Source organism: Roseateles saccharophilus (genome assembly GCF_004342485.1).
In the GTDB taxonomy this organism is placed as follows: domain Bacteria; phylum Pseudomonadota; class Gammaproteobacteria; order Burkholderiales; family Burkholderiaceae_C; genus Pelomonas; species Pelomonas saccharophila.
The window spans coordinates 18,866-36,416 of the sequence record NZ_SMBU01000033.1 but is presented as its reverse complement, the minus strand read 5'-3'; the positions used below and the strand labels follow the sequence as shown (position 1 = coordinate 36,416).

Here is a 17,551-nt window from a genome sequence, read left to right as displayed (position 1 = left end):
CGGGTCAGCTCCCGCAGCCGCCGCCGCAACCCGAGCCGCAGCTAGACCCACAGCTGCTGCCGCCACCGTCGCAGCCACCGCCGTCCGAGCCTGAGCCGCAGCTGCCGCCGCAGCCCGAGCCGCCGTCATCGCGGCGGCGATGTGCGCGCAATTCGGCCTGGGTGGCCAGGCCCAGGGTCAGCAACCCGGCGGCGGCCACGACCGCGTGCGGGACGGCCTCGCCACTGGCCAGGCCGAAGCCGTCGATCTGCCGATGCACGAGCACGCCGCGTTCATGGCGGTAGGCCCAGCCGGTGGGCAGGCCCAGCTGGCCGTCGAGCGCGAACAGCAACGGCAGCCGTGGGCCGAACACGCTCAGCCCCTGGCTGCGGCAGGCGCCGGCCCAGCAGCGCGCGATGCCCTCGTCGAGCGGCGCGCCCAGGACTTCGGCCTCACGATGATCGAAGCTGCGGCCGAAGTGGGCCTGCTGCCAGGCCGCGAGGCCTGCAGGGTCGAGCCTGAGCCACACATGCCAGACCGAATCCGCCCCCTTGCTCGGCAGCGCACAGGGTCCCTGGGCCTGCTGTAGCCGGCAGACCTCGAAGAACTGCGCGAGGCCGATGGCACAGCGCAGCCAGGCGCCGTCGTCGACGGGCAAGCCCGGGAATTCCTCGGGCGCCTGAGCGACCCAGGCGGTGCGGACCGCGGGCAGGATCGCGTCGGCGGCCCGGGTGGCCCGTGGGCAGGCCTTGCGGGCGGCGATCTGCTGGTTGAGGTCCCGCTGCAAGGCCCACCAGGCCTTCGCACGCTGCAGCAGACTGAACTTTGTTTTTGTTGTTGTGTTGTTCATGCCCCGCAGTGTGTGAACTGCGTGTGACGGCGGCATGACGAAAAAGGCCCGCCAGAGGCGGGCCGTAAAGATCAGGAGTTGACGTTGCCTGATTGATCCTTGCTCGGTCGAGCTCAGCCTTGCGGGCTGGCTTCAAGCATGCTTGGCGTCGAAGAACTGCTCGTCTTCGGTCGAGCCCTTCAGCGCGGCCGTGGAAGCCTGGGCTTCGATGGTCGTGGTCACGGCGTCGAAGTAGCCCGTGCCGACCTCGCGCTGGTGCTTGACGGCGGTGAAGCCCTTCTCGGCGGCGGCGAACTCGGCCTCCTGCAGCTCGACGAAGGCGCTCATCTGGTTGCGGGCATAGCCGTGGGCCAGGTTGAACATCGAGTAGTTCAGCGCGTGGAAGCCGGCCAGCGTGATGAACTGGAACTTGTAGCCCATCGCGCCCAGCTCGCGCTGGAACTTGGCGATGGTGGCGTCATCCAGGTTCTTCTTCCAGTTGAAGGACGGCGAGCAGTTGTAGGCCAGCAGCTTGCCCGGGAACTTGGCGTGGATGGCGTCGGCGAAGGCCTTGGCGAAGGCCAGGTCGGGCTTGCCGGTCTCGCACCAGATCAGGTCGGCATAGGGCGCATAGGCCAGGCCGCGGCTGATGGCCTGGTCCAGGCCGTTCTTGGTGCGGTAGAAGCCTTCGACGGTGCGCTCGCCGGTGCAGAAGGGCTTGTCGTTGTCGTCGATGTCGGCGGTGACGAGGTCGCCGGCCTCGGCGTCGGTGCGCGCCACGAGCAGCGTGGGCACGCCCATGGTGTCGGCGGCCAGGCGGGCGGCGACGAGCTTGGCGACGGCTTCACGGGTGGGGACGAGCACCTTGCCGCCCATGTGGCCGCACTTCTTGGCGCTGGCCAGTTGGTCTTCGAAGTGCACGCCGGCGGCACCGGCCTCGATCATGGCCTTCATCAGCTCGAAGGCGTTCAGCACGCCGCCGAAGCCGGCTTCCGCGTCGGCCACGATGGGGGCGAAGAAGTCGATGTCGTCCTTGCCTTCGCTCCACTGGATCTCGTCGGCGCGCTTGAAGGTGGCGTTGATCTTGCGCACGACCTTGGGCACCGAGTCCACCGAGTACAGCGACTGGTCGGGGTACATCTCGCCATTGCTGTTGGCGTCACCCGCCACCTGCCAGCCCGACAGGTAGATGGCCTTCAGGCCAGCCTTGACCTGCTGCATGGCCTGGTTGCCGGTCAGCGCGCCCAGCGCGTTGACGAAGGGCTCGGTGTTGACCAGGCCCCAGAGCTTCTCGGCACCGCGCTTGGCCAGCGTGTGCTCGATCTCGACGGAGCCGCGCAGGCGGATCACGTCGGCGGCGGTGTAGCCACGGGTGATGCCCTTCCAGCGGGGGTTCTCGGCCCAGTCCTTCTCGAGGGCGGCGATCTGTTGTTCACGGGTGAGGCGGGTCATGGAAGCTCCTTGCAAAACATCGAAAACCGATGGCTCAAGCCTAAGCCTGTCGACCCACCCATGGAAGGCCCAAGTCTTATATAAGACAAAAAACTTTCATGTTTAAAAACAATGACTTAAATAGATATTTTCAAATCGTAAAACGCAATTCACCATAATGAGAAATCTTGCGGCAGCGCAGCATGGTCGTGCTTTCACGATATGGAAGGTGACTTTCGAATCGTGAGAGTCCACCGTTTCAGAATCGCCGAAGCCGCTCCACTGGAACCTACATGACCCAGCTGACCACGCCCCGCCTGCGCCTCGAACCCCTGGAAGACCGCCATTTCGACGGCCTGCACCGGCTGAACCGCGACCCGGTCGTCATGCGCTACATCACCGGCCGCCCCGACACGCCCGAGGACACCCGGTCCATGATCGAGCGCGTGAAGGCCCGCTGGGTCGAGTTCGGCTATTCCTGGTGGGCCTTCATCCGCACGGACGATGGCGAGCTGATCGGCAGCGGCTGCATCCAGCACCTGAACCGGGACCCGAGCGGCCCGCTGGAAACCGGCTGGCGGCTGCGCCAGGACGCCTGGGGCCAGGGCTATGCCAGCGAGGCGGCCCGCCACATGGTTGGCTGGGCCTTTGCGACGCTGAAGCCCGACCTCGTCTGCGCCGTCTGCCAGCCCGCGAACACGCCCTCCTCCACCGTCATGGAGCGCCTGGGCATGCGCTGCACCGGCCTGGGCTGCTGGTATGACATGGACTGCAAGCGCTACGACGTCAGCGCAGAGCAATGGGCCGCGAGCCCGGCCAAGGCAAAGTACGACGCTGAGGCATAGTGCAGCCTTCTCTCTTCTTCAACCCCCTTGCACGGAGGACTCATGGCGAACACCGAACAACGCAGCAACAAAATGACCAAGAAGCCCAAAAAGGATACCGGGCCGGGCAAGGCGGCCGGCTCCGACCGTCCGGTCGCGCCGATGACGGCCGTCCTGCCCAAGGGCAAGGAAGCCAAGAAGAACAAGTGAGCCGGCGCGCTGGCCGGCCCCGGGGTCACAAGAAACCGCCGGGCCGCCCCAAGGTTTCTTGACCCCCTCGGGGGGCGGGCCGGGCGCCGCCCGGCCCTGGGGGCTCTCACAAGCCGCCGATGAAGTAGCGCTTCAGGCCGGCCAGCACCATCTCGACGGCGATCGCCGTCAGCACCAGGCCCATCAGCTTCTCGATGGCCGAGACGACCGAATCGCCCAGCAGCTTGCGGATGCGATCGGCCATCACCAGCGTCAGGCCCGAGATCAGCATCGCGGTGCTGAGCGCGCCTATCCACTCGTAGATGCGATCCGGCTGGCGCGACGCCAGCAGCAGCACCGTGGCCATCGCCGAAGGCCCGGCCAGCAGCGGCACGGCCAGCGGGAAGATCAGCGGCTCCTTGCCCGACTCCAGGCCGTAGGCCGACTCGCCCGAGCTGCCGAAGATCATGCGGATGGCGATGATCATCAGGATCACGCCGCCGGCCACCTCCAGCGAGCGCTCCGACAGGTGCATGACCTGCAGGAAGCTGTCGCCGACGAACATGAAGGCGAACAGCACGCAGAAGGCGATGCCCACCTCGCGCACGGCCACGCGCGTGCGGCGCTCCTTGGGCACCGCACGCATGATGGGAATGAAGATGGGCAGGCTGCCGAGCGGGTCCAGCACCAGCAGCAGCAGGATCAGGGCGGAGAGAAAACTGTGGTCCATCCGCCCGATTGTCCCAGGCGGCAGGCCGCCCGGCCGCTCAGAACGAGGAACTCACCCCGAGGCCGATGGTGCGCGGCCGCAGATAGAAGGCTTCGCTGACCGACTGGATATTCGGCTTTTGCAGGATGGTGCGGTTGTTGGTCAGGTTCTTGACCGAGAGGTTGATGTCCCACCTGCCCGCCGTCAGGCCCCAGCTCGCGTCCACGGTGGTGTAGCCGGGGCGGTTGTAGTCGGGGTCGGTCCGCACCAGGGAGCCATTGCTCTTGCCGGTACGCTGGACGTTGAGGCGGATCACCGAGTCCATGTCGGCGAGGCGGAACTGGTATTCGCCGCCGATCTTGATGCTGTACTCCGGCACGCCGACCACATGGTCGCCCTTGCGCACATTGGGCAGGCCCTGGGCGTCCACACCCAGGAAGGGCACGTCCTCGGCGAACACGGCGTGGTTGTAGCCCCCGCCGGCGCTGAACGTGAAGTCGGGTGTCACGCGCGCCCGCAGCTCCAGCTCGACGCCGTCACTGGTCGCACGGCCGACGTTGGTCTCGAAGTCGAAGCCGGCCGTCGGCAGATAGACGTCCTGCTGGATGTTCTTCCAGTTGATGTGATAGATCGCAGCGTTCAGGGTCACCCGGTTGTCGAGCAGGCGCGACTTGGTGCCGAGCTCGTAGCTCCACAGCGAATCGGGCGCGAATGAGGCCGGAGCAGCCTTCAGGCCCAGCTTGGCGAGATCGTCGACATTGCCCTGGATGCTGAGCGGGATGGGGCGGTTGGCGCCGCCCAGACGGAAACCTTCGGCCACATTCACGTAGAGCGTGTTGTTCTTGTCCACGTCCCAGTCCATGGCGAAACGTGGCGTCAGCTTGTTGGCCTTGCTCGAAACCGCAGTCGTGGAGGGGCCGCCGGCGAAGAAGAAGTCGCCTTCGCGGTGGAAGTCTTCGGTGGCCTGCAGATAGCGCAGGCCAGCAATCAGGCGCACGTCCGCCGCGGCGTGATAGGTGAGCTCGCCGAACACCGAGTTCTGCTTGGTGTTGTAGTGGCGGGCGCTGAAATAGGAGTTGTCGTTCGGGAAGGCGTTGTCAAAGATGCCCGCGCCCGACGACCACTGATTCGGGTCGTAGATGTTCGCGCCATTGCTCGAGAAGGCCTTGTTGATGCCGAAGACCGGTTCGTTGTCCGTCACGTCGGTCTTGGTCTGGGCGCTGAAGAAGCCCGCCACCCAGGTGATCGGCAGGCCGCCGGGTGTCACGTCCTTGGAGGCGAGGCGCAGCTCCAGCGAGTTCTGCCCGATCTTGTTGTCGAGATAGACCGCCGAGGGCAGGTAGGTGACGATATTGGCGACCGTGGGGTTGGTGATCAGGCTGCCGATATAGCTGGAGTTGACGTTGGTGCCGTCCTGGGTGCGGTTGAACTTGCGGTCGTAGCGGTTGATGAGCCCGGTGAAGTCGGCAAAGCCCAGATCGCCATTGACCAGCAGCGAGGGCAGGCTGAGCGTGTCCTTGCCCGGCTCCTTGACGATCTTGGAGGTCTGGAAAGGGGCCAGCGGGACGCCGGCGTTGTACTGCTGGTAGCCACCCACGCTCAGATAGGCGGCATCGATGTCGGCGGTCTTGTTGACCTGGTAGAACAGCGCCGGCGTGATGCTCCAGTCGTTGTTGATCTTGACCTTGAGTGCAGCCTTGAGCACGCTCCAGTCGACCTTGTTGATGCCCCTGTCGATGACGGCCAGCGTCTTGGGGTCGACTTGATCGATATAGCCGCTGTCGTGCCCGGACTGGACGCCGATGCGCAGCGCCGCCTGGTCGGTCTTGAGCGGCAGATTGAGCACCGCCTGGCCCATGTAGTTGGTGCCGCCATGGCTGGTGCTCGACACTTCCGCATGCACGTCGACCGTGGTGCCACGCAGGCTGGGCGCCTTGCTGATGAAGCGCAGCGTGCCACCCAACGAACCGGCGCCGTAGAGCGTGCCCTGCGGACCGCGCAGCACCTCGACGCGCTCGATGTCGAAGAAGCGCGGCTCGGCCGTGCCCTGGCTGTAGAGATTGCGCGTGGTCAGCGAGACGTCGTCGAGATAGACGCCCACGGTGGCCGAGCCGGCCTGCGAACTGACACCACGGATTTCGATCGTCGACAGGCCGGCACCGCCCTGGCTGTTGAACGAGACATTCGGCACGTTGCGCGTCAGGTCGGTGATGTCGGTGATCTGGGTTTCCTTGAGCGCATCGCCACCGATGGCCGTGACGCTGAGCGGCACCTTGCGCACGTCTTCCAGGCGCTTCTGCGAGGTCACGACGACCGTTTCAAGGACCGAGCGATCGGTCGCCGGCGGGGCCTCCTGTGCCAGCGCCGCTTCGATCTGGAACAAGCTCAGCGCGGCCAGGGCGACCGGCAGCAGGCGGGGAGCGGACATGACAACTCCATCAAATATTGCAATGCGACAGAGTGTGCATGCCCCACCTGTGGGCCACCTGTCCCACACGGCGCAGCTGTTGTGCGCGAATCACAAGGGATGACCCGATCCGGCAGAATTCAGCCCCGCGGATGGTGCTCGGCGTGCAACGCCTTCAGCCGCTCGCGCGCCACATGGGTGTAGATCTGCGTCGTCGACAGGTCGGCATGCCCCAGCAGCAGCTGCACGGCGCGCAGATCCGCACCGTGGTTGAGCAGATGCGTGGCGAAGGCGTGGCGCAGCGTGTGCGGCGACAGCGGCACCGTGATGCTGGCGGCCAGCGCGTGGCGCTTGATCAGCGTCCAGAACATCTGTCGCGTCATGCCAGCGCCGCGGCCCGTCACGAACAAGTCGTCGCTGGTCTGCCCGGCGAGTATCTCGGCGCGGGCCTCGCGCAGGTAGCGCGTCAGCCAGTCGCGCGCATGCTCGCCGAAGGGCACGATGCGGCTCTTGCTGCCCTTGCCGGTGATGTGCAGCACCGCGTCCTTGAAGGCGACGCGGGCGCTCTTCAGCGTGACGAGCTCGCTCACGCGCAGGCCGCTGGCATACATCAGCTCCAGCATCGCGCGGTCGCGCAGGCCCAGCGGCGTGTCCACGTCGGGCGCGGCCAGCAGCGCCGAGACCTGGGCCTCGCTGAGCAGCTTGGGCACGCGCAGCGGCTGCTTGGCTGCCGTCATCTTCAGCGTCGGGTCGGCCTGGATGCGGCCCTCGCGCAGCGCCCAGCGGAAGTAGCGCTTGAAGACCGACAGCCGCCGGTTCGCGCTGGTTGCCTTGCCCGCAGGGCGGGCGACGGCGTATTCGAACAGCCGGGCCTCGGTGCAGTCGTCGAGCACCATGGGCGCCAGCCAGGCGGCCAGCGCGGCCAGGTCGCGCCGGTAGGCCGCCTGCGTGTTGGCGCTCAGGCCGTCTTCCAGCCAAAGCGCCTCGATGAACGATTCGATGGCCGGATCGGCGGCCTTAGCGCTCATGGATGACGGAGTGTTCGGGCCGAGCGCCGGGCCTGCCAATGGCCAGAGGCCATCGGCCTTGCGTAGGCACGAGCAGTCCGCAGGGACTGCCTGTGTCCGACTTCAGTTCCCAAGCCGGCCCGCTCTGGCGATGTGCTTGCGGGCCAATCCGGCAAGCATCGCCGTCCCCGCGGGGGACCGGCCAAGGCAAGCCTTGGACGAGGGGCTTTGTTTCAATCAAGCTTGAGCTTCTGGGCCGCAACGACCTTCTTGTACACGTCCAGCTCGGCCGCAATCTGCGCGGCGAACTGCTCGGGCGTGTTGGCGATGATGATCGAGCCGGTGTCCTCGATGCGCTTCTTCACGTCGGGCATTTCCACGGCCTTCCGGACCGCGGCATTGACCTTGTCGACGACCTCGCGCGGCAGGCCCTTGGGCCCGTGGATGCCGTAGTAGGCCATGCGGTTGACCGGCTCCAGGCCCACCTCCTTGAAGGTCGGCACATGGGGCAGGGCCGCCACGCGCTGGGGCGCCGCGACGACGATGGGGATCAGGCGGCCGTCGCGAATGAAGGGCAGCGCCGACGGCAGGTTGTCGAAGATCATCGGCACCTGGCCGGCCACGGTGTCGTTGAGCGCCGGGCCGGCGCCGCGGTAGGGAATGTGCAGCACGAAGACGCCGGTCAGCGTCTTGTAGAGCTCCATCTGCAGATGGCCGATACCGCCGGTGCCGGAGGTGGCATAGCTGTGCTTGGCCGGGTTCTTCCTGAGCTCGGCGACGAAGCCCTTGTAGTCGCGCGCCGGGAAGCTCGGGTGCACAGCGATGACATTGGGCGTGGCCGCGATGTTGATGATGGGCGTGAAGTCGGTCAGCGGGTTGTAGCTGATGCGCGGGTTGATGGCGGGGTTGGCCGCCGTCGTCGAGACCGTCGCCACGCCCAGCGTGTAGCCGTCGGGTGCGGCGCGCGAGATCTCGGTGGCGCCCACGACGCCACCGCCACCGGCCCGGTTGTCCACCACCATGGTCTGGCCGAGCAAGCCCTGCATGCGCTCCGACACGATGCGGGCAATGATGTCCGTCGTGCCGCCCGGCGCGAAGGGCACAATAAGGCGCACCGGCTTGGACGGATAGGCGTCGGCCCGGGCGAGCGGGCTCAGGCCCGCGAGGGCGGCAGCATGAAGGACGGCGCGGCGTTGCATGAGGTCGGTCTCCTGGATTTTCGTGAGCCGATGCTAGCCCGGCTGGCCCAGCAGCCCCAGGCGCAGCCTGCCGTCGCTGTTGTGGTCGCCGATGAAGACCTTCAGGAAAGCCGTATAGAAGTCCTGGCCCTCGACGGGCGTGCCCCAGACCTTGCCGTTGACGGTCAGCACCGTGCCGCCCTGGGCGGGCAGATAGTCGATGAGCAGGCGGTCGCCCTTCTTCACGCGGCCGACCTCGCCGATGGTGGCGTTGAACCGGCGCAGGCGCTCGGCCAGTGCGGCCTGCTCGGCCTCGGTGCAATTGCGCTCCACGCCCTTGCTGATGGCCTTGACGAACTCCTGCGTCGAGACGTCCTTGACGAGGGGAATGGTGATGCGCAGCTCCATGCGCTTGGGGCCGGTCTGGGCGTAGATCGCGTCCGGCGTGCCGGCCTTGTGGGGCAGATAGAGCGCGCCCAGATAGGCCGAAAAACGCATCACGAACACCTTGGCGCCGACACCGTTGAGCTGCAGCGTGGTGCCGCCGAGCTGCAGCGTGTCGGCGAAGTCCTGCCCCTCGTAGCTGCGCGCCAGGGCCGCGGGCGCGAGGCCCGCCAGCCCGGCCGCAGCGGCAGTGGTGAGAAGGCGGCGGCGTTGGGGATTCATCGAGGACTCCGGTCTGACGGCGTGTTGACCATAAGGCAACGCTGAACAAGTCCCTCGCGCGTAGCGCATCCCTGCTTTGAGCGGTCTGCGGCGTTGCAAATCCTCGCCGTAGCCTGAGCTACGGCTGCGGTTTGCGCCTTGCAGCCCATCTCAAACCAGGGCGCGTTGCATCGCGGGGACCTATTCAGCGTTGCCATAACGCGGCGCACGATACCGCGGCTGACCCACGCTCAATGCGCCAGCGCCCAATCGATGTGCTCGCGCACCAGCGGCGTGGCCGTGTCACGCAGGCGCTGCAAGGGCTGGCGCAGCGCTTCGGCCCCGCCGCGCAGCGCATTGCCCGCCGCGACGGCCAGGTTGCGCTGCCAGCGCTCGAAGCCGATGCGGCGGATGGCCGAACCCTCGGTGCGGCGCAGGAACTCGGCCTCGTCCCAGCCCAGCAGTTCGGCGATCGGCGCGCCGGCCATGCCCGGCCGCACATCGAAGTCCGCCAGCACTGCCGGCTGCGCGAACTTGTTCCATGGGCAGGCCAGCTGGCAGTCGTCGCAGCCGTAGACGCGGTTGCCGATCAGCGGACGCAGCTCCACCGGGATGGGGCCGTCGTGCTCGATGGTCAGGTAGGAGATGCAGCGCCGCGCATCGACGCGGTAGGGCGCCGTGATGGCCGCGGTCGGGCAGACGTCCATGCAGGCCCGGCATTCGCCGCAATGCGCGCTGACCGCATCGGTCAGCGGCAGGGCCAGGTCGATGAAGATCTCACCGAGGAAGAACATCGAGCCCGCGTCGCGGCGCAGGGTCAGCGTGTGCTTGCCGCGCCAGCCCAGGCCCGAGCGCGCGGCCAGCTCCACCTCCAGCACCGGCGCCGAGTCGGTGAACACGCGGTAGCCGCGCGGCCCTACCTCGGCCTGCAGTTGCTCGGCGAGCTTCTGCAGGCGCTGGCGCAGCACCTTGTGATAGTCCCGGCCACGGGCATAGATGGAGATCTGTGCCTGCTGCGGGCTCGCGAGGCCGGCCCATTCGACGGCCTGCCAGCCCGGCCCGGTGCCCTGCGGCAGATAGTCCATGCGCGCCGTGATGACCCTCAGCGTGCCCGGGACCAGCTCGGCCGGGCGCGCCCGCTTGAGGCCATGCGAGGCCATGTAGTGCATGCGGCCGTGGTGGCCGGCGTCCAGCCAAGCCTGCAGCCCCGGCTCGGCGCTGCTGAGATCCACATCGGCCACGGCGATCTGTGAGAATCCCAGCTCACGAGCCCAGCCGCGCAAACGCGTCAACAGCGCGGCGACATCGACAGTGGACGGGACCTCTTGCATTTGTCTGCGATTTTAGAAACCCATCTGCTGTGGCCCGACGAGGCTGCAGCCCAAGCCTCCGCGCAACGCCTCGCGGCGGCCCTGCTCCCCGCCCCCGACGCCCTCATCGAGCTGCACGGCCCGCTCGGTGCTGGCAAGACCACGTTCACGCGCCTGCTGCTGCGCGCGCTGGGCGTCGAGGGCCGCATCAAGAGCCCCAGCTATGCGGTGATGGAAACCTACGAACTGCCTAGCGGTGCGGGCACGGCCAGCCACTTCGACTTCTACCGCTTCGGCGACCCGCGCGAGTGGGAGGACGCCGGCTTTCGCGACATCTTCGCCGCGCCCGGCCTCAAGCTCTGCGAATGGCCCGAAAAGGCCGCCGGCCAGTTGCCGCCGGCCGATCTGCAGCTCTTCATCGAGCTGATGCCCGACGACAGCCGCCGCGTGCGCGCGGTCGGCGCGCCCAGGCTGGTCGAGGCGCTCGCATGAGAATGCAGCGCCGCACCTCCCTCGGCCTGCTCGCGCTGCTGCTGAAGGCGCCCGACACGCTGGCCACCCCGACGCAACCAGGCCAGGCCAGCATCGTCGCCGTGCGCGTCTGGCCCGCGCAGGACTACACGCGCGTGACGTTGGAGTCCGACCGGCCGCTGGTGGCCCGGCATTTCCTCGTCGAGTCGCCGCACCGCCTCGTCATCGACATCGACGGCCTGGAACTGAACCCGGGGCTGCGCGAGCTGATCGGCAAGGTCAAGCCCGACGATCCCTACATCACCGGCGTGCGCGTGGGCCAGAACACGCCCACCGTCGTGCGCATCGTGCTGGACCTGCGCCAGCCCGTGGCACCGCAGATCTTCACGCTCACGCCGGTGGCCGCCTACAGGCACCGCCTCGTCTTCGACCTCTACCCCAAGGTCGAGGTCGACCCGCTGCTGGCCCTGGTGCAGGAGCGCGAGAAGGCGCCCGCAGCCGCCGCGCCGCCCTCCCCGGCCCAGCGCGCCGAGGTGGCGGCCAGCGCCGTCAACGACGCGCTCGGCGAGCTGATCCAGAAGATCGAACGCCCGCCTGCTGCGCCCGCAGCGCCCGCATCGGCGCCCCTGCCCGCCGCGAAGCCGCCCGTCGCCGCGGCGTCCAGGCCGGCGGCGCCCGCTCCCGCGCCTGCACCGGCGGCCGAGCCGCGCATCGACAGCCTCATCATCATCGCCCTCGACCCCGGCCACGGCGGCGAGGACCCCGGCGCCATCGGCCCCTCGGGCCTGCGCGAGAAGGACGTGGTGCTGGCCGTCGCGCACAAGCTGCGCGAGCGCCTGACGGCCAACCCCAACATCCGCGTGCTGATGACGCGTGACGCCGACTTCTTCGTGCCCCTGCAGGAGCGCGTGCACAAGGCGCGGCGCGTGCAGGCCGACTTGTTCGTGTCCATCCATGCCGATGCCTTCATCACGCCGCAGGCCCGCGGCGCCTCTGTGTTCGCGCTGAGCGACGGCGCCGCTTCCAGCGCCGCCGCGCGCTGGATGGCCAACCGCGAGAACGCGGCCGACATGGTCGGCGGTGTCAACGTCGGCGCCGCCACCAAGGACGCCAATGTGCTGCGCGCCCTGCTCGACATGAGCACGACGGCCCAGATCAAGGACAGCCTCAAGCTCGGCGGCGAAGTGCTGGGCCAGATCGGCAAGGTCGGCAAACTGCACAAGGCCCGCGTCGAGCAGGCCGGCTTCGCGGTGCTGAAGGCGCCCGACATCCCCAGCATCCTGGTCGAGACCGCCTTCATCTCCAACCCCGACGAGGAGCAGAAGCTGCGCGACCCGGACTACCAGGACCAACTGGTGGACGCGCTGGCCACCGGCATCGCCAAGTATTTTGCGAAGAGCCCGCCGATGGCGAGGAAGCGCAGCACGACGCTGTGATCGGGTGCGCGCTCTGGCGATGCGCCTGGGGGGCGGTGCTTCGCGCCCTGTGCTTCGGGCTCGGTGCTTCAGCTTGGTGGCGAGTGTGGTGCCGGGGGTCAGCCCCGGCAACACGGCAGCGGGTCAGAAGGCCGCAGGCAAGGGCAAGCCGTCAGCAGCACTTGCCAACCCGCGCCGAGTAGCGCGCCGCCTGCCGCTCCCTGAAGAACTCCTCATAGCTCATCGCCGGCCGCTCCGGGTGGGTGGCCTGGTGGTGGGCCAGGTAGCTGCCATAGTCCGGCACGCCCACCATCAGGCGAAGGCTCTGCGTGAGATAGCGGCCGGCCTGGGCCAGCTCGCGCAGCTCAAGCATGCTGGCCCGCCGGCAGCGGCACGAAGGCGGTTTCCTGTGTCGTCGGCCGCCCGTTGCGGCGCGCGACCAGGATGGCCTTGACGCTATAGACCAGCACGCTCAGCACCACGCCCATGAAGAGGGCGCACAGCGCCGCGTCGAGCCTGTCGTTGAAGACGACGCGCTCCATCGCAGCCAGCGACTTGGCCGGCGCCAGCACCTTGCCTTCAGCGATGGCCGCGGCGTATTTGTCGGCATGGGCCAGGAAGCCGAGCTTGGGGTCGGCCGAGAAGATCTTCAGCCAGCCGGCCGTCATCGTGCAGGCCAGCAGCCACACGGCGGGTGCAGCCGTCACCCAGGCGTAGCGGTCCTTTTTCATCTTGAAGATGACGACGGTGCCCAGCAGCAGCGCGACGGCGGCCAGCATCTGGTTGGCGATGCCGAACAGCGGCCACAGCGTGTTGATGCCGCCCAGCGGGTCGACGACACCCTGGTAGAGGAAATAGCCCCAGGCCGCCACGCACAGGCCGGTGGCGGTGAGGTTGGCCACCCAGCTCTCGGTGCGCTTCAGCGAGGGCACGAAACTGCCCAGCAGGTCCTGCAGCATGAAGCGGCCGGCGCGGGTGCCGGCGTCCACCGCGGTCAGGATGAAGAGGGCCTCGAACAGGATGGCGAAGTGGTACCAGAAGGCCATCAGCGCCTTGCCGCCGACCACCTGGTGCAGGATCTCGGCCATGCCCACGGCCAGCGTCGGCGCGCCACCGGCACGGGCCAGGATGGTCTTCTCGCCGACATCGGCCGCGGCCTGGGTCAGCATCTCGGGCGTGATGACGAAGCCCCAGGTCGAGACCGTCTGCGCGACGCTCGCGGCATCCTTGCCGACCAGCGCCGCAGGGCTGTTCATCGCGAAGTAGACGCCCGGCTCGATGCACGAGGCCGCCACCAGCGCCATCACCGCGACGAAGCTCTCGGCGAGCATGCCGCCGTAGCCGATGTAGCGGGCGTGGGTCTCGTTCTCCAGCAGCTTCGGGGACGTGCCCGACGCGATCAGTGCATGGAAGCCCGACACCGCGCCGCAGGCGATGGTGATGAACAGGAAGGGGAAGAGACTGCCCGCCCACACGGGGCCGTTGCCGGCGGCGAACTGGGTCAGCGCCGGCATCTTCAGCGGCGGCGCGACGATGACGATGCCGATGGCCAGCGCGACGATGGTGCCGATCTTCAGGAAGGTGCTGAGGTAGTCGCGCGGTGCCAGCAGCAGCCACACCGGGATGCAGGCGGCGACGAAGCCATAGCCGATCAGCGCCCACACCAGCTGCACCGGCGTGAACGTGAACAGCGGCGCCAGCACGGCGCTCTCGCTGACGGCCTGGCCGCCGAAGATGGCGCCCATCAGCAGCACGAAGCCGATCACCGACACCTCGCCGATGCGGCCCGGGCGGATGAAGCGCAGGTAGACGCCCATGAACAACGCGACCGGGATCGTCGCGGCCACCGTGAACATGCCCCAGGGCGAATCGGCCAGGGCCTTCACGACGATCAGGGCCAGCACCGCGAGGATGATGATCATGATCATGAAGGCGCCGAACAGCGCGATCAGGCCCGGCACCGTGCCCATCTCCTGCTTGACGAGGTCGCCCAGCGAGCGGCCGTCGCGGCGCGTGGAGATGAACAGCACGATGAAGTCCTGCACCGCGCCGGCGAACACCACGCCGGCCAGGATCCACAGCAGGCCGGGCAGATAGCCCATCTGCGCCGCGAGCACGGGCCCCACCAGCGGGCCGGCACCGGCGATCGCCGCGAAGTGGTGGCCGTAGAGCACGTGCTTGTTGGTGGGCACGTAGTCCAGGCCGTCGTTGTACTTCCAGGCCGGGGTCTGGCGCTTGGCGTCCAGGCCCAACACCTTGTTCGCGATGAACAGGCTGTAGTAGCGGTAGGCGATCAGGTAGGTGCACAGCGCGGCGGCCACGACCCACAGCGCGCTGATCGTCTCGCCGCGGCTCAGGGCCACGGTGGCGAGGGATGCGGCACCCAGGATGGCAACGCCCGCCCATGCGAGGCGGCGGCGCAGATTCGACATGCTTTGTCTCCGTTGCGGTGCACACCTCGACACGGGGCGCGACCGTGGTGCAAGTCTCGGGAAACATGCACCAGACGGCATCGGTCAAGCCACGCGGGGCGGGCGCGCGGGATCACCTAAGGGTCAACCCGTAAACGGGCGCCATCACACCCGCTTACGAATCCACGGCGCCCGCCGTCAACGGCGCCGCCGCCGCGCCGTTGTTCCAGCACAGCAGGCCGGCTTTCGGCCTTGCAGGAGGTTCACATGCTTCGCCCCATCCTCGCCACCCTGGTCACCAGCGCTGCACTGTTCGGCGCCAGCGCCGCGCAGGCCGGAACGCACTGGTCCATCGGCATCAGCCTGCCGGTCAGCGGCGTCGTCGTGTCGGACGGCGTGGGCTATGTGGAACCCGCCCCGGTCTACTACGCACCGCCGCCGGTGGTGTATGCGCCGGCGCCGCGGTATGTGGAGCGCGATGTCTACTACGCCCCGCCCCCGCGGATCGTGTACGAGACAGGCTACCGCGAACGCCGCTGGGAGGACCGCGACGACGACTGGCGCGAGCACCGCGAACATGAGCGGCGTGAGCACGAGCGCCGCGAGCACTGGGACCGCGACGGCTACGGCCCCTACCGCGGGCGTTGAGCCCGCACGCCGGACTCGGCGCAAGGCTCAGGTCGGATCGCCCCGCTGCGCATGCTCCACCGCATAGCGGATCAGCTCCGCCTGCCCGTCCAGTTCCAGCTTGCGCTTGATGCTCTGGCGGTGCGCCTCGACGGTACGCACGCTCAGGTCCAGCTCGCGCGCGATCTGCTTGCTGGAGGCGCCCTGCCCCAGCTTGCCGAGGATCTCGCTCTCGCGCGGCGTCAGCACGGGCTTGGGCGCCTGGCCGCGGAAGAGCCGGCCTGACACCGCCGCGCTCAGGAAGGTCCCGCCCGCCGCCACCGCGTCGATGGCCGACACGATCTCGGTGGCCGGCGCGTCCTTCAGCACATAGCCGCGCGCACCGGCCTGCAGGGCGCGCTGCACATATTCGGGGTTGTCATACATGCTGAACATCAGCAGCTTGACCGCCGGCCGGGCGGCCAGCATCTCGGCGGCCAGCGCGATGCCGTTGACGTCCTTCAGGCCCACGTCCATCAGCACCACGTCGGGCGCCGTCAGCGCGAGCTGCGCCAGCGCTTCGGCCCGGTTGCCGGCCTCGCCGACGACCTCGAAGCGCGGCACCGCCTGCAGGCGCGCGACCAGGCCCTCGCGCACCATCGGGTGGTCGTCGACGAGCAGGATGCGGATGGGCGTGGTCATGTGGCGGCACGGGCGAGGTCGGCAGGCGAGAGTTTGACCGCAAGCCGGCAACCCACGCCGGGCGAGGTCACCAAGCTCAGCCGCGCACCCAGCGCGTCGGCCCGCTCGCGCATGCTGCGCAGGCCCAGGCCCTGGTCGGCCACGGCCTGGGCCGCGTCGGCGTCGAAGCCGCGGCCATCGTCGGCCACTTCCAGCGCCAGGCCACCACCGGGCGCGAAGCGCAGCGCCAGCTGCACCCGCGTCGCACGGGCATGCCGCGCCGCGTTGTTCAGCGCCTCCTGGGCGATGCGGAACAGCGCCGTCTTCACGGCCTCGGGCAGCTCGACCTCCTCGCCCTCGACGACGGCCTCGAAGCGCGTTCCGCCGGCCGCGTCGAACTCGTCGGCCAGATGCTGCAGGGCCGCGGGCAGGCCCAGCGTGTCCAGCAGCGCCGGGCGCAGCGCGTGCGAGATATGCCTGACCTCGGCCAGCGTGCCGTTGAGCTGCTTCAGCGCCAGCTCCTGCAGCCGCGCGGCGCCCGCCGGCTCCTGCTGGGCCGACTCGATCAGCAGCTTGGTCGCCACCAGCGCCTGGCTGACGCCGTCGTGCAGCTCGCGCGCCAGCCGTGCGCGCTCGTCCTCCTGGCTCTGCACGACCTCGCGGGCCAGCGCACGCAGCTTGGCCTCGGCGCTGCGGTGCTCGCTGAGGTTGAGCGCCAGTGCGCCGGCGCTGATCAGGCCCACGCCGAAGACGGCCACGGCACCCACCCACAGCAGCGTCGTCGTGATGTTCTGGCGTGCGCCGCGCTCCAGCTCGGCCATCGTCGCCTCGATGCCGTCCATGTAGAGGCCGGTGCCCAGCATCCAGTTCCACTCGGGCACGGCGACGACATAGCCCAGCTTGGGCGCGAGCTGGCTGCTGGACGGCTTGCGCCACAGGTATTCGACATAGCCACCGCCGGCCTGGGCCTGGTGGATGAGCTGCTGGATGGTGGGCCGGCCCTGCGGGTCGCGCAGCTCCCACAGGTTCTGGCCGACGAGCTCGGCCTGGCGCGAATGCATCAGCACGCGGCCCTGCAGGTCGTAGACGAAGAAATAGCCGTCGGGGCCATAGTCCAGCGACGACAGCAGCTTCAGCGCCTGCTGCGGCCCGCCGGGTGCCCCAAGCAGCGGCTTGATGGTGCTGACGGCGAGATCGACGTAATGCTTCAGCTCGGTCCGCCGCGCGTCCATATAGCTGACGCGCACCAGGGCCTGCTCGCGCGCGGCCAGCTCGCGCTCCTGCTGGCGCACGGCGAAGGCGATGAGGGCCAGCGAGGCCAGCAAGGGCAGCAGGGCCAGCAGGAAGAGGCGCCCCCGCAGGGACAGGGACGCCCAAGCTTTCAAGACTGCCACGCCTCGCTGCCGGCAGAGTTTTCGGGCCGAGCGCCGGGCCGCTCCCAAGCCGGCCCGCCATGGCG

The 17,551-nt window shown here is 68.5% G+C and carries 17 protein-coding genes; 5 read left to right on the top strand and 12 right to left on the bottom strand.

What is annotated here, in order from left to right; genetic code table 11:
* Window positions 1-4: 4 nt before the first annotated feature.
* The gene (locus tag EV671_RS20925) at window positions 5-829 is read right to left on the bottom strand and encodes a hypothetical protein (protein WP_132575397.1); all 825 of its coding nucleotides are present in this window, start codon (window positions 827-829) and stop codon (window positions 5-7) included.
* Between the two features lie 132 nt (window positions 830-961).
* Window positions 962-2,260 carry an isocitrate lyase gene (gene aceA / locus EV671_RS20920; RefSeq protein ID WP_132575395.1) on the bottom strand — a complete coding sequence of 433 codons (1,299 nt, stop codon included), beginning with the start codon at window positions 2,258-2,260 and terminating at the stop codon, window positions 962-964.
* Window positions 2,261-2,532: 272 nt separating this feature from the next.
* Between aceA and EV671_RS20915 the strand changes: the two genes are divergently transcribed.
* A complete protein-coding gene (locus EV671_RS20915) occupies window positions 2,533-3,084 on the top strand; it encodes a GNAT family N-acetyltransferase (RefSeq protein ID WP_132575393.1) in 552 nt (183 codons plus the stop codon).
* A 42-nt stretch (window positions 3,085-3,126) separates the two neighbouring features.
* Window positions 3,127-3,273 carry a hypothetical protein gene (locus tag EV671_RS26855; protein ID WP_165917664.1) on the top strand — a complete coding sequence of 49 codons (147 nt, stop codon included), beginning with the start codon at window positions 3,127-3,129 and terminating at the stop codon, window positions 3,271-3,273.
* Between the two features lie 106 nt (window positions 3,274-3,379).
* Here the strand turns inward: EV671_RS26855 and EV671_RS20910 are convergent, their stop codons facing one another.
* The 6 genes from EV671_RS20910 to queG form a co-directional block, all read right to left on the bottom strand.
* A complete protein-coding gene (locus EV671_RS20910) occupies window positions 3,380-3,982 on the bottom strand; it encodes a MarC family protein (protein WP_132575390.1) in 603 nt (200 codons plus the stop codon).
* A gap of 37 nt (window positions 3,983-4,019) precedes the next feature.
* Window positions 4,020-6,389: a TonB-dependent receptor gene (locus tag EV671_RS20905; protein ID WP_132575388.1), complete on the bottom strand. Its 2,370-nt coding sequence runs from the start codon at window positions 6,387-6,389 to the stop codon at window positions 4,020-4,022.
* 119 nt (window positions 6,390-6,508) lie between these two features.
* Window positions 6,509-7,396 (bottom strand): site-specific tyrosine recombinase XerD, encoded by an 888-nt coding sequence (xerD, locus tag EV671_RS20900; protein ID WP_132575386.1) that lies wholly within the window; start codon window positions 7,394-7,396, stop codon window positions 6,509-6,511.
* 212 nt (window positions 7,397-7,608) lie between these two features.
* Entirely contained in the window at window positions 7,609-8,574 is a 966-nt protein-coding gene (locus tag EV671_RS20895) for a tripartite tricarboxylate transporter substrate binding protein BugE (protein ID WP_132575384.1), read from the bottom strand.
* A 33-nt stretch (window positions 8,575-8,607) separates the two neighbouring features.
* Window positions 8,608-9,219 (bottom strand): chalcone isomerase family protein, encoded by a 612-nt coding sequence (locus EV671_RS20890; RefSeq protein WP_165917663.1) that lies wholly within the window; start codon window positions 9,217-9,219, stop codon window positions 8,608-8,610.
* A 230-nt stretch (window positions 9,220-9,449) separates the two neighbouring features.
* A complete protein-coding gene (queG, locus tag EV671_RS20885) occupies window positions 9,450-10,529 on the bottom strand; it encodes a tRNA epoxyqueuosine(34) reductase QueG (protein ID WP_132575380.1) in 1,080 nt (359 codons plus the stop codon).
* On the opposite strand from queG, the gene tsaE reads away from it, so the two are divergent.
* Both tsaE and EV671_RS20875 read left to right on the top strand, forming a co-directional pair.
* Window positions 10,530-11,000 carry a tRNA (adenosine(37)-N6)-threonylcarbamoyltransferase complex ATPase subunit type 1 TsaE gene (gene tsaE / locus EV671_RS20880; RefSeq protein ID WP_243655833.1) on the top strand — a complete coding sequence of 157 codons (471 nt, stop codon included), beginning with the start codon at window positions 10,530-10,532 and terminating at the stop codon, window positions 10,998-11,000. It abuts the gene before it with no gap.
* A 2-nt stretch (window positions 11,001-11,002) separates the two neighbouring features.
* Window positions 11,003-12,415, top strand: coding sequence for an N-acetylmuramoyl-L-alanine amidase (locus EV671_RS20875; RefSeq protein ID WP_132575446.1), 1,413 nt, complete (start codon window positions 11,003-11,005; stop codon window positions 12,413-12,415).
* Between the two features lie 151 nt (window positions 12,416-12,566).
* On the opposite strand, the gene EV671_RS20870 is transcribed toward EV671_RS20875, so the two are convergent.
* Both EV671_RS20870 and EV671_RS20865 read right to left on the bottom strand, forming a co-directional pair.
* Window positions 12,567-12,767, bottom strand: coding sequence for a YbdD/YjiX family protein (locus tag EV671_RS20870; protein ID WP_132575377.1), 201 nt, complete (start codon window positions 12,765-12,767; stop codon window positions 12,567-12,569).
* On the bottom strand, window positions 12,760-14,826 hold the full coding sequence (locus EV671_RS20865; RefSeq protein WP_132575375.1) for a carbon starvation CstA family protein: 2,067 nt from the start codon (window positions 14,824-14,826) through the stop codon (window positions 12,760-12,762). The genes EV671_RS20870 and EV671_RS20865 overlap by 8 nt, the downstream gene beginning before the upstream one ends.
* Before the next feature lie 246 nt (window positions 14,827-15,072).
* Between EV671_RS20865 and EV671_RS20860 the strand changes: the two genes are divergently transcribed.
* Window positions 15,073-15,453: a hypothetical protein gene (locus EV671_RS20860; protein WP_132575373.1), complete on the top strand. Its 381-nt coding sequence runs from the start codon at window positions 15,073-15,075 to the stop codon at window positions 15,451-15,453.
* A 27-nt stretch (window positions 15,454-15,480) separates the two neighbouring features.
* Here the strand turns inward: EV671_RS20860 and EV671_RS20855 are convergent, their stop codons facing one another.
* Both EV671_RS20855 and EV671_RS20850 read right to left on the bottom strand, forming a co-directional pair.
* Window positions 15,481-16,113, bottom strand: a complete 633-nt coding sequence (locus EV671_RS20855; RefSeq protein WP_132575371.1) for a response regulator transcription factor — start codon at window positions 16,111-16,113, stop codon at window positions 15,481-15,483.
* The gene (locus EV671_RS20850; protein ID WP_132575444.1) at window positions 16,110-17,459 is read right to left on the bottom strand and encodes a cache domain-containing protein; all 1,350 of its coding nucleotides are present in this window, start codon (window positions 17,457-17,459) and stop codon (window positions 16,110-16,112) included. Before EV671_RS20850 ends, EV671_RS20855 begins: the two co-directional genes overlap by 4 nt.
* Window positions 17,460-17,551 lie beyond the last annotated feature (92 nt).

Excerpts from the sequence above, each read along its gene's own strand:
- EV671_RS20925 (WP_132575397.1), bottom strand. The coding sequence starts at position 829 with ATGAACAACACAACAACAAAAACAAAGTTCAGTCTGCTGCAGCGTGCG.
- aceA (WP_132575395.1), bottom strand. The coding sequence starts at position 2,260 with ATGACCCGCCTCACCCGTGAACAACAGATCGCCGCCCTCGAGAAGGAC.
- EV671_RS20915 (WP_132575393.1), top strand. The coding sequence starts at position 2,533 with ATGACCCAGCTGACCACGCCCCGCCTGCGCCTCGAACCCCTGGAAGAC.
- EV671_RS26855 (WP_165917664.1), top strand. The coding sequence starts at position 3,127 with ATGGCGAACACCGAACAACGCAGCAACAAAATGACCAAGAAGCCCAAA.
- EV671_RS20910 (WP_132575390.1), bottom strand. The coding sequence starts at position 3,982 with ATGGACCACAGTTTTCTCTCCGCCCTGATCCTGCTGCTGCTGGTGCTG.
- EV671_RS20905 (WP_132575388.1), bottom strand. The coding sequence starts at position 6,389 with ATGTCCGCTCCCCGCCTGCTGCCGGTCGCCCTGGCCGCGCTGAGCTTG.
- xerD (WP_132575386.1), bottom strand. The coding sequence starts at position 7,396 with ATGAGCGCTAAGGCCGCCGATCCGGCCATCGAATCGTTCATCGAGGCG.
- EV671_RS20895 (WP_132575384.1), bottom strand. The coding sequence starts at position 8,574 with ATGCAACGCCGCGCCGTCCTTCATGCTGCCGCCCTCGCGGGCCTGAGC.
- EV671_RS20890 (WP_165917663.1), bottom strand. The coding sequence starts at position 9,219 with ATGAATCCCCAACGCCGCCGCCTTCTCACCACTGCCGCTGCGGCCGGG.
- queG (WP_132575380.1), bottom strand. The coding sequence starts at position 10,529 with ATGCAAGAGGTCCCGTCCACTGTCGATGTCGCCGCGCTGTTGACGCGT.
- EV671_RS20875 (WP_132575446.1), top strand. The coding sequence starts at position 11,003 with ATGCAGCGCCGCACCTCCCTCGGCCTGCTCGCGCTGCTGCTGAAGGCG.
- EV671_RS20870 (WP_132575377.1), bottom strand. The coding sequence starts at position 12,767 with ATGCTTGAGCTGCGCGAGCTGGCCCAGGCCGGCCGCTATCTCACGCAG.
- EV671_RS20865 (WP_132575375.1), bottom strand. The coding sequence starts at position 14,826 with ATGTCGAATCTGCGCCGCCGCCTCGCATGGGCGGGCGTTGCCATCCTG.
- EV671_RS20860 (WP_132575373.1), top strand. The coding sequence starts at position 15,073 with ATGCTTCGCCCCATCCTCGCCACCCTGGTCACCAGCGCTGCACTGTTC.
- EV671_RS20855 (WP_132575371.1), bottom strand. The coding sequence starts at position 16,113 with ATGACCACGCCCATCCGCATCCTGCTCGTCGACGACCACCCGATGGTG.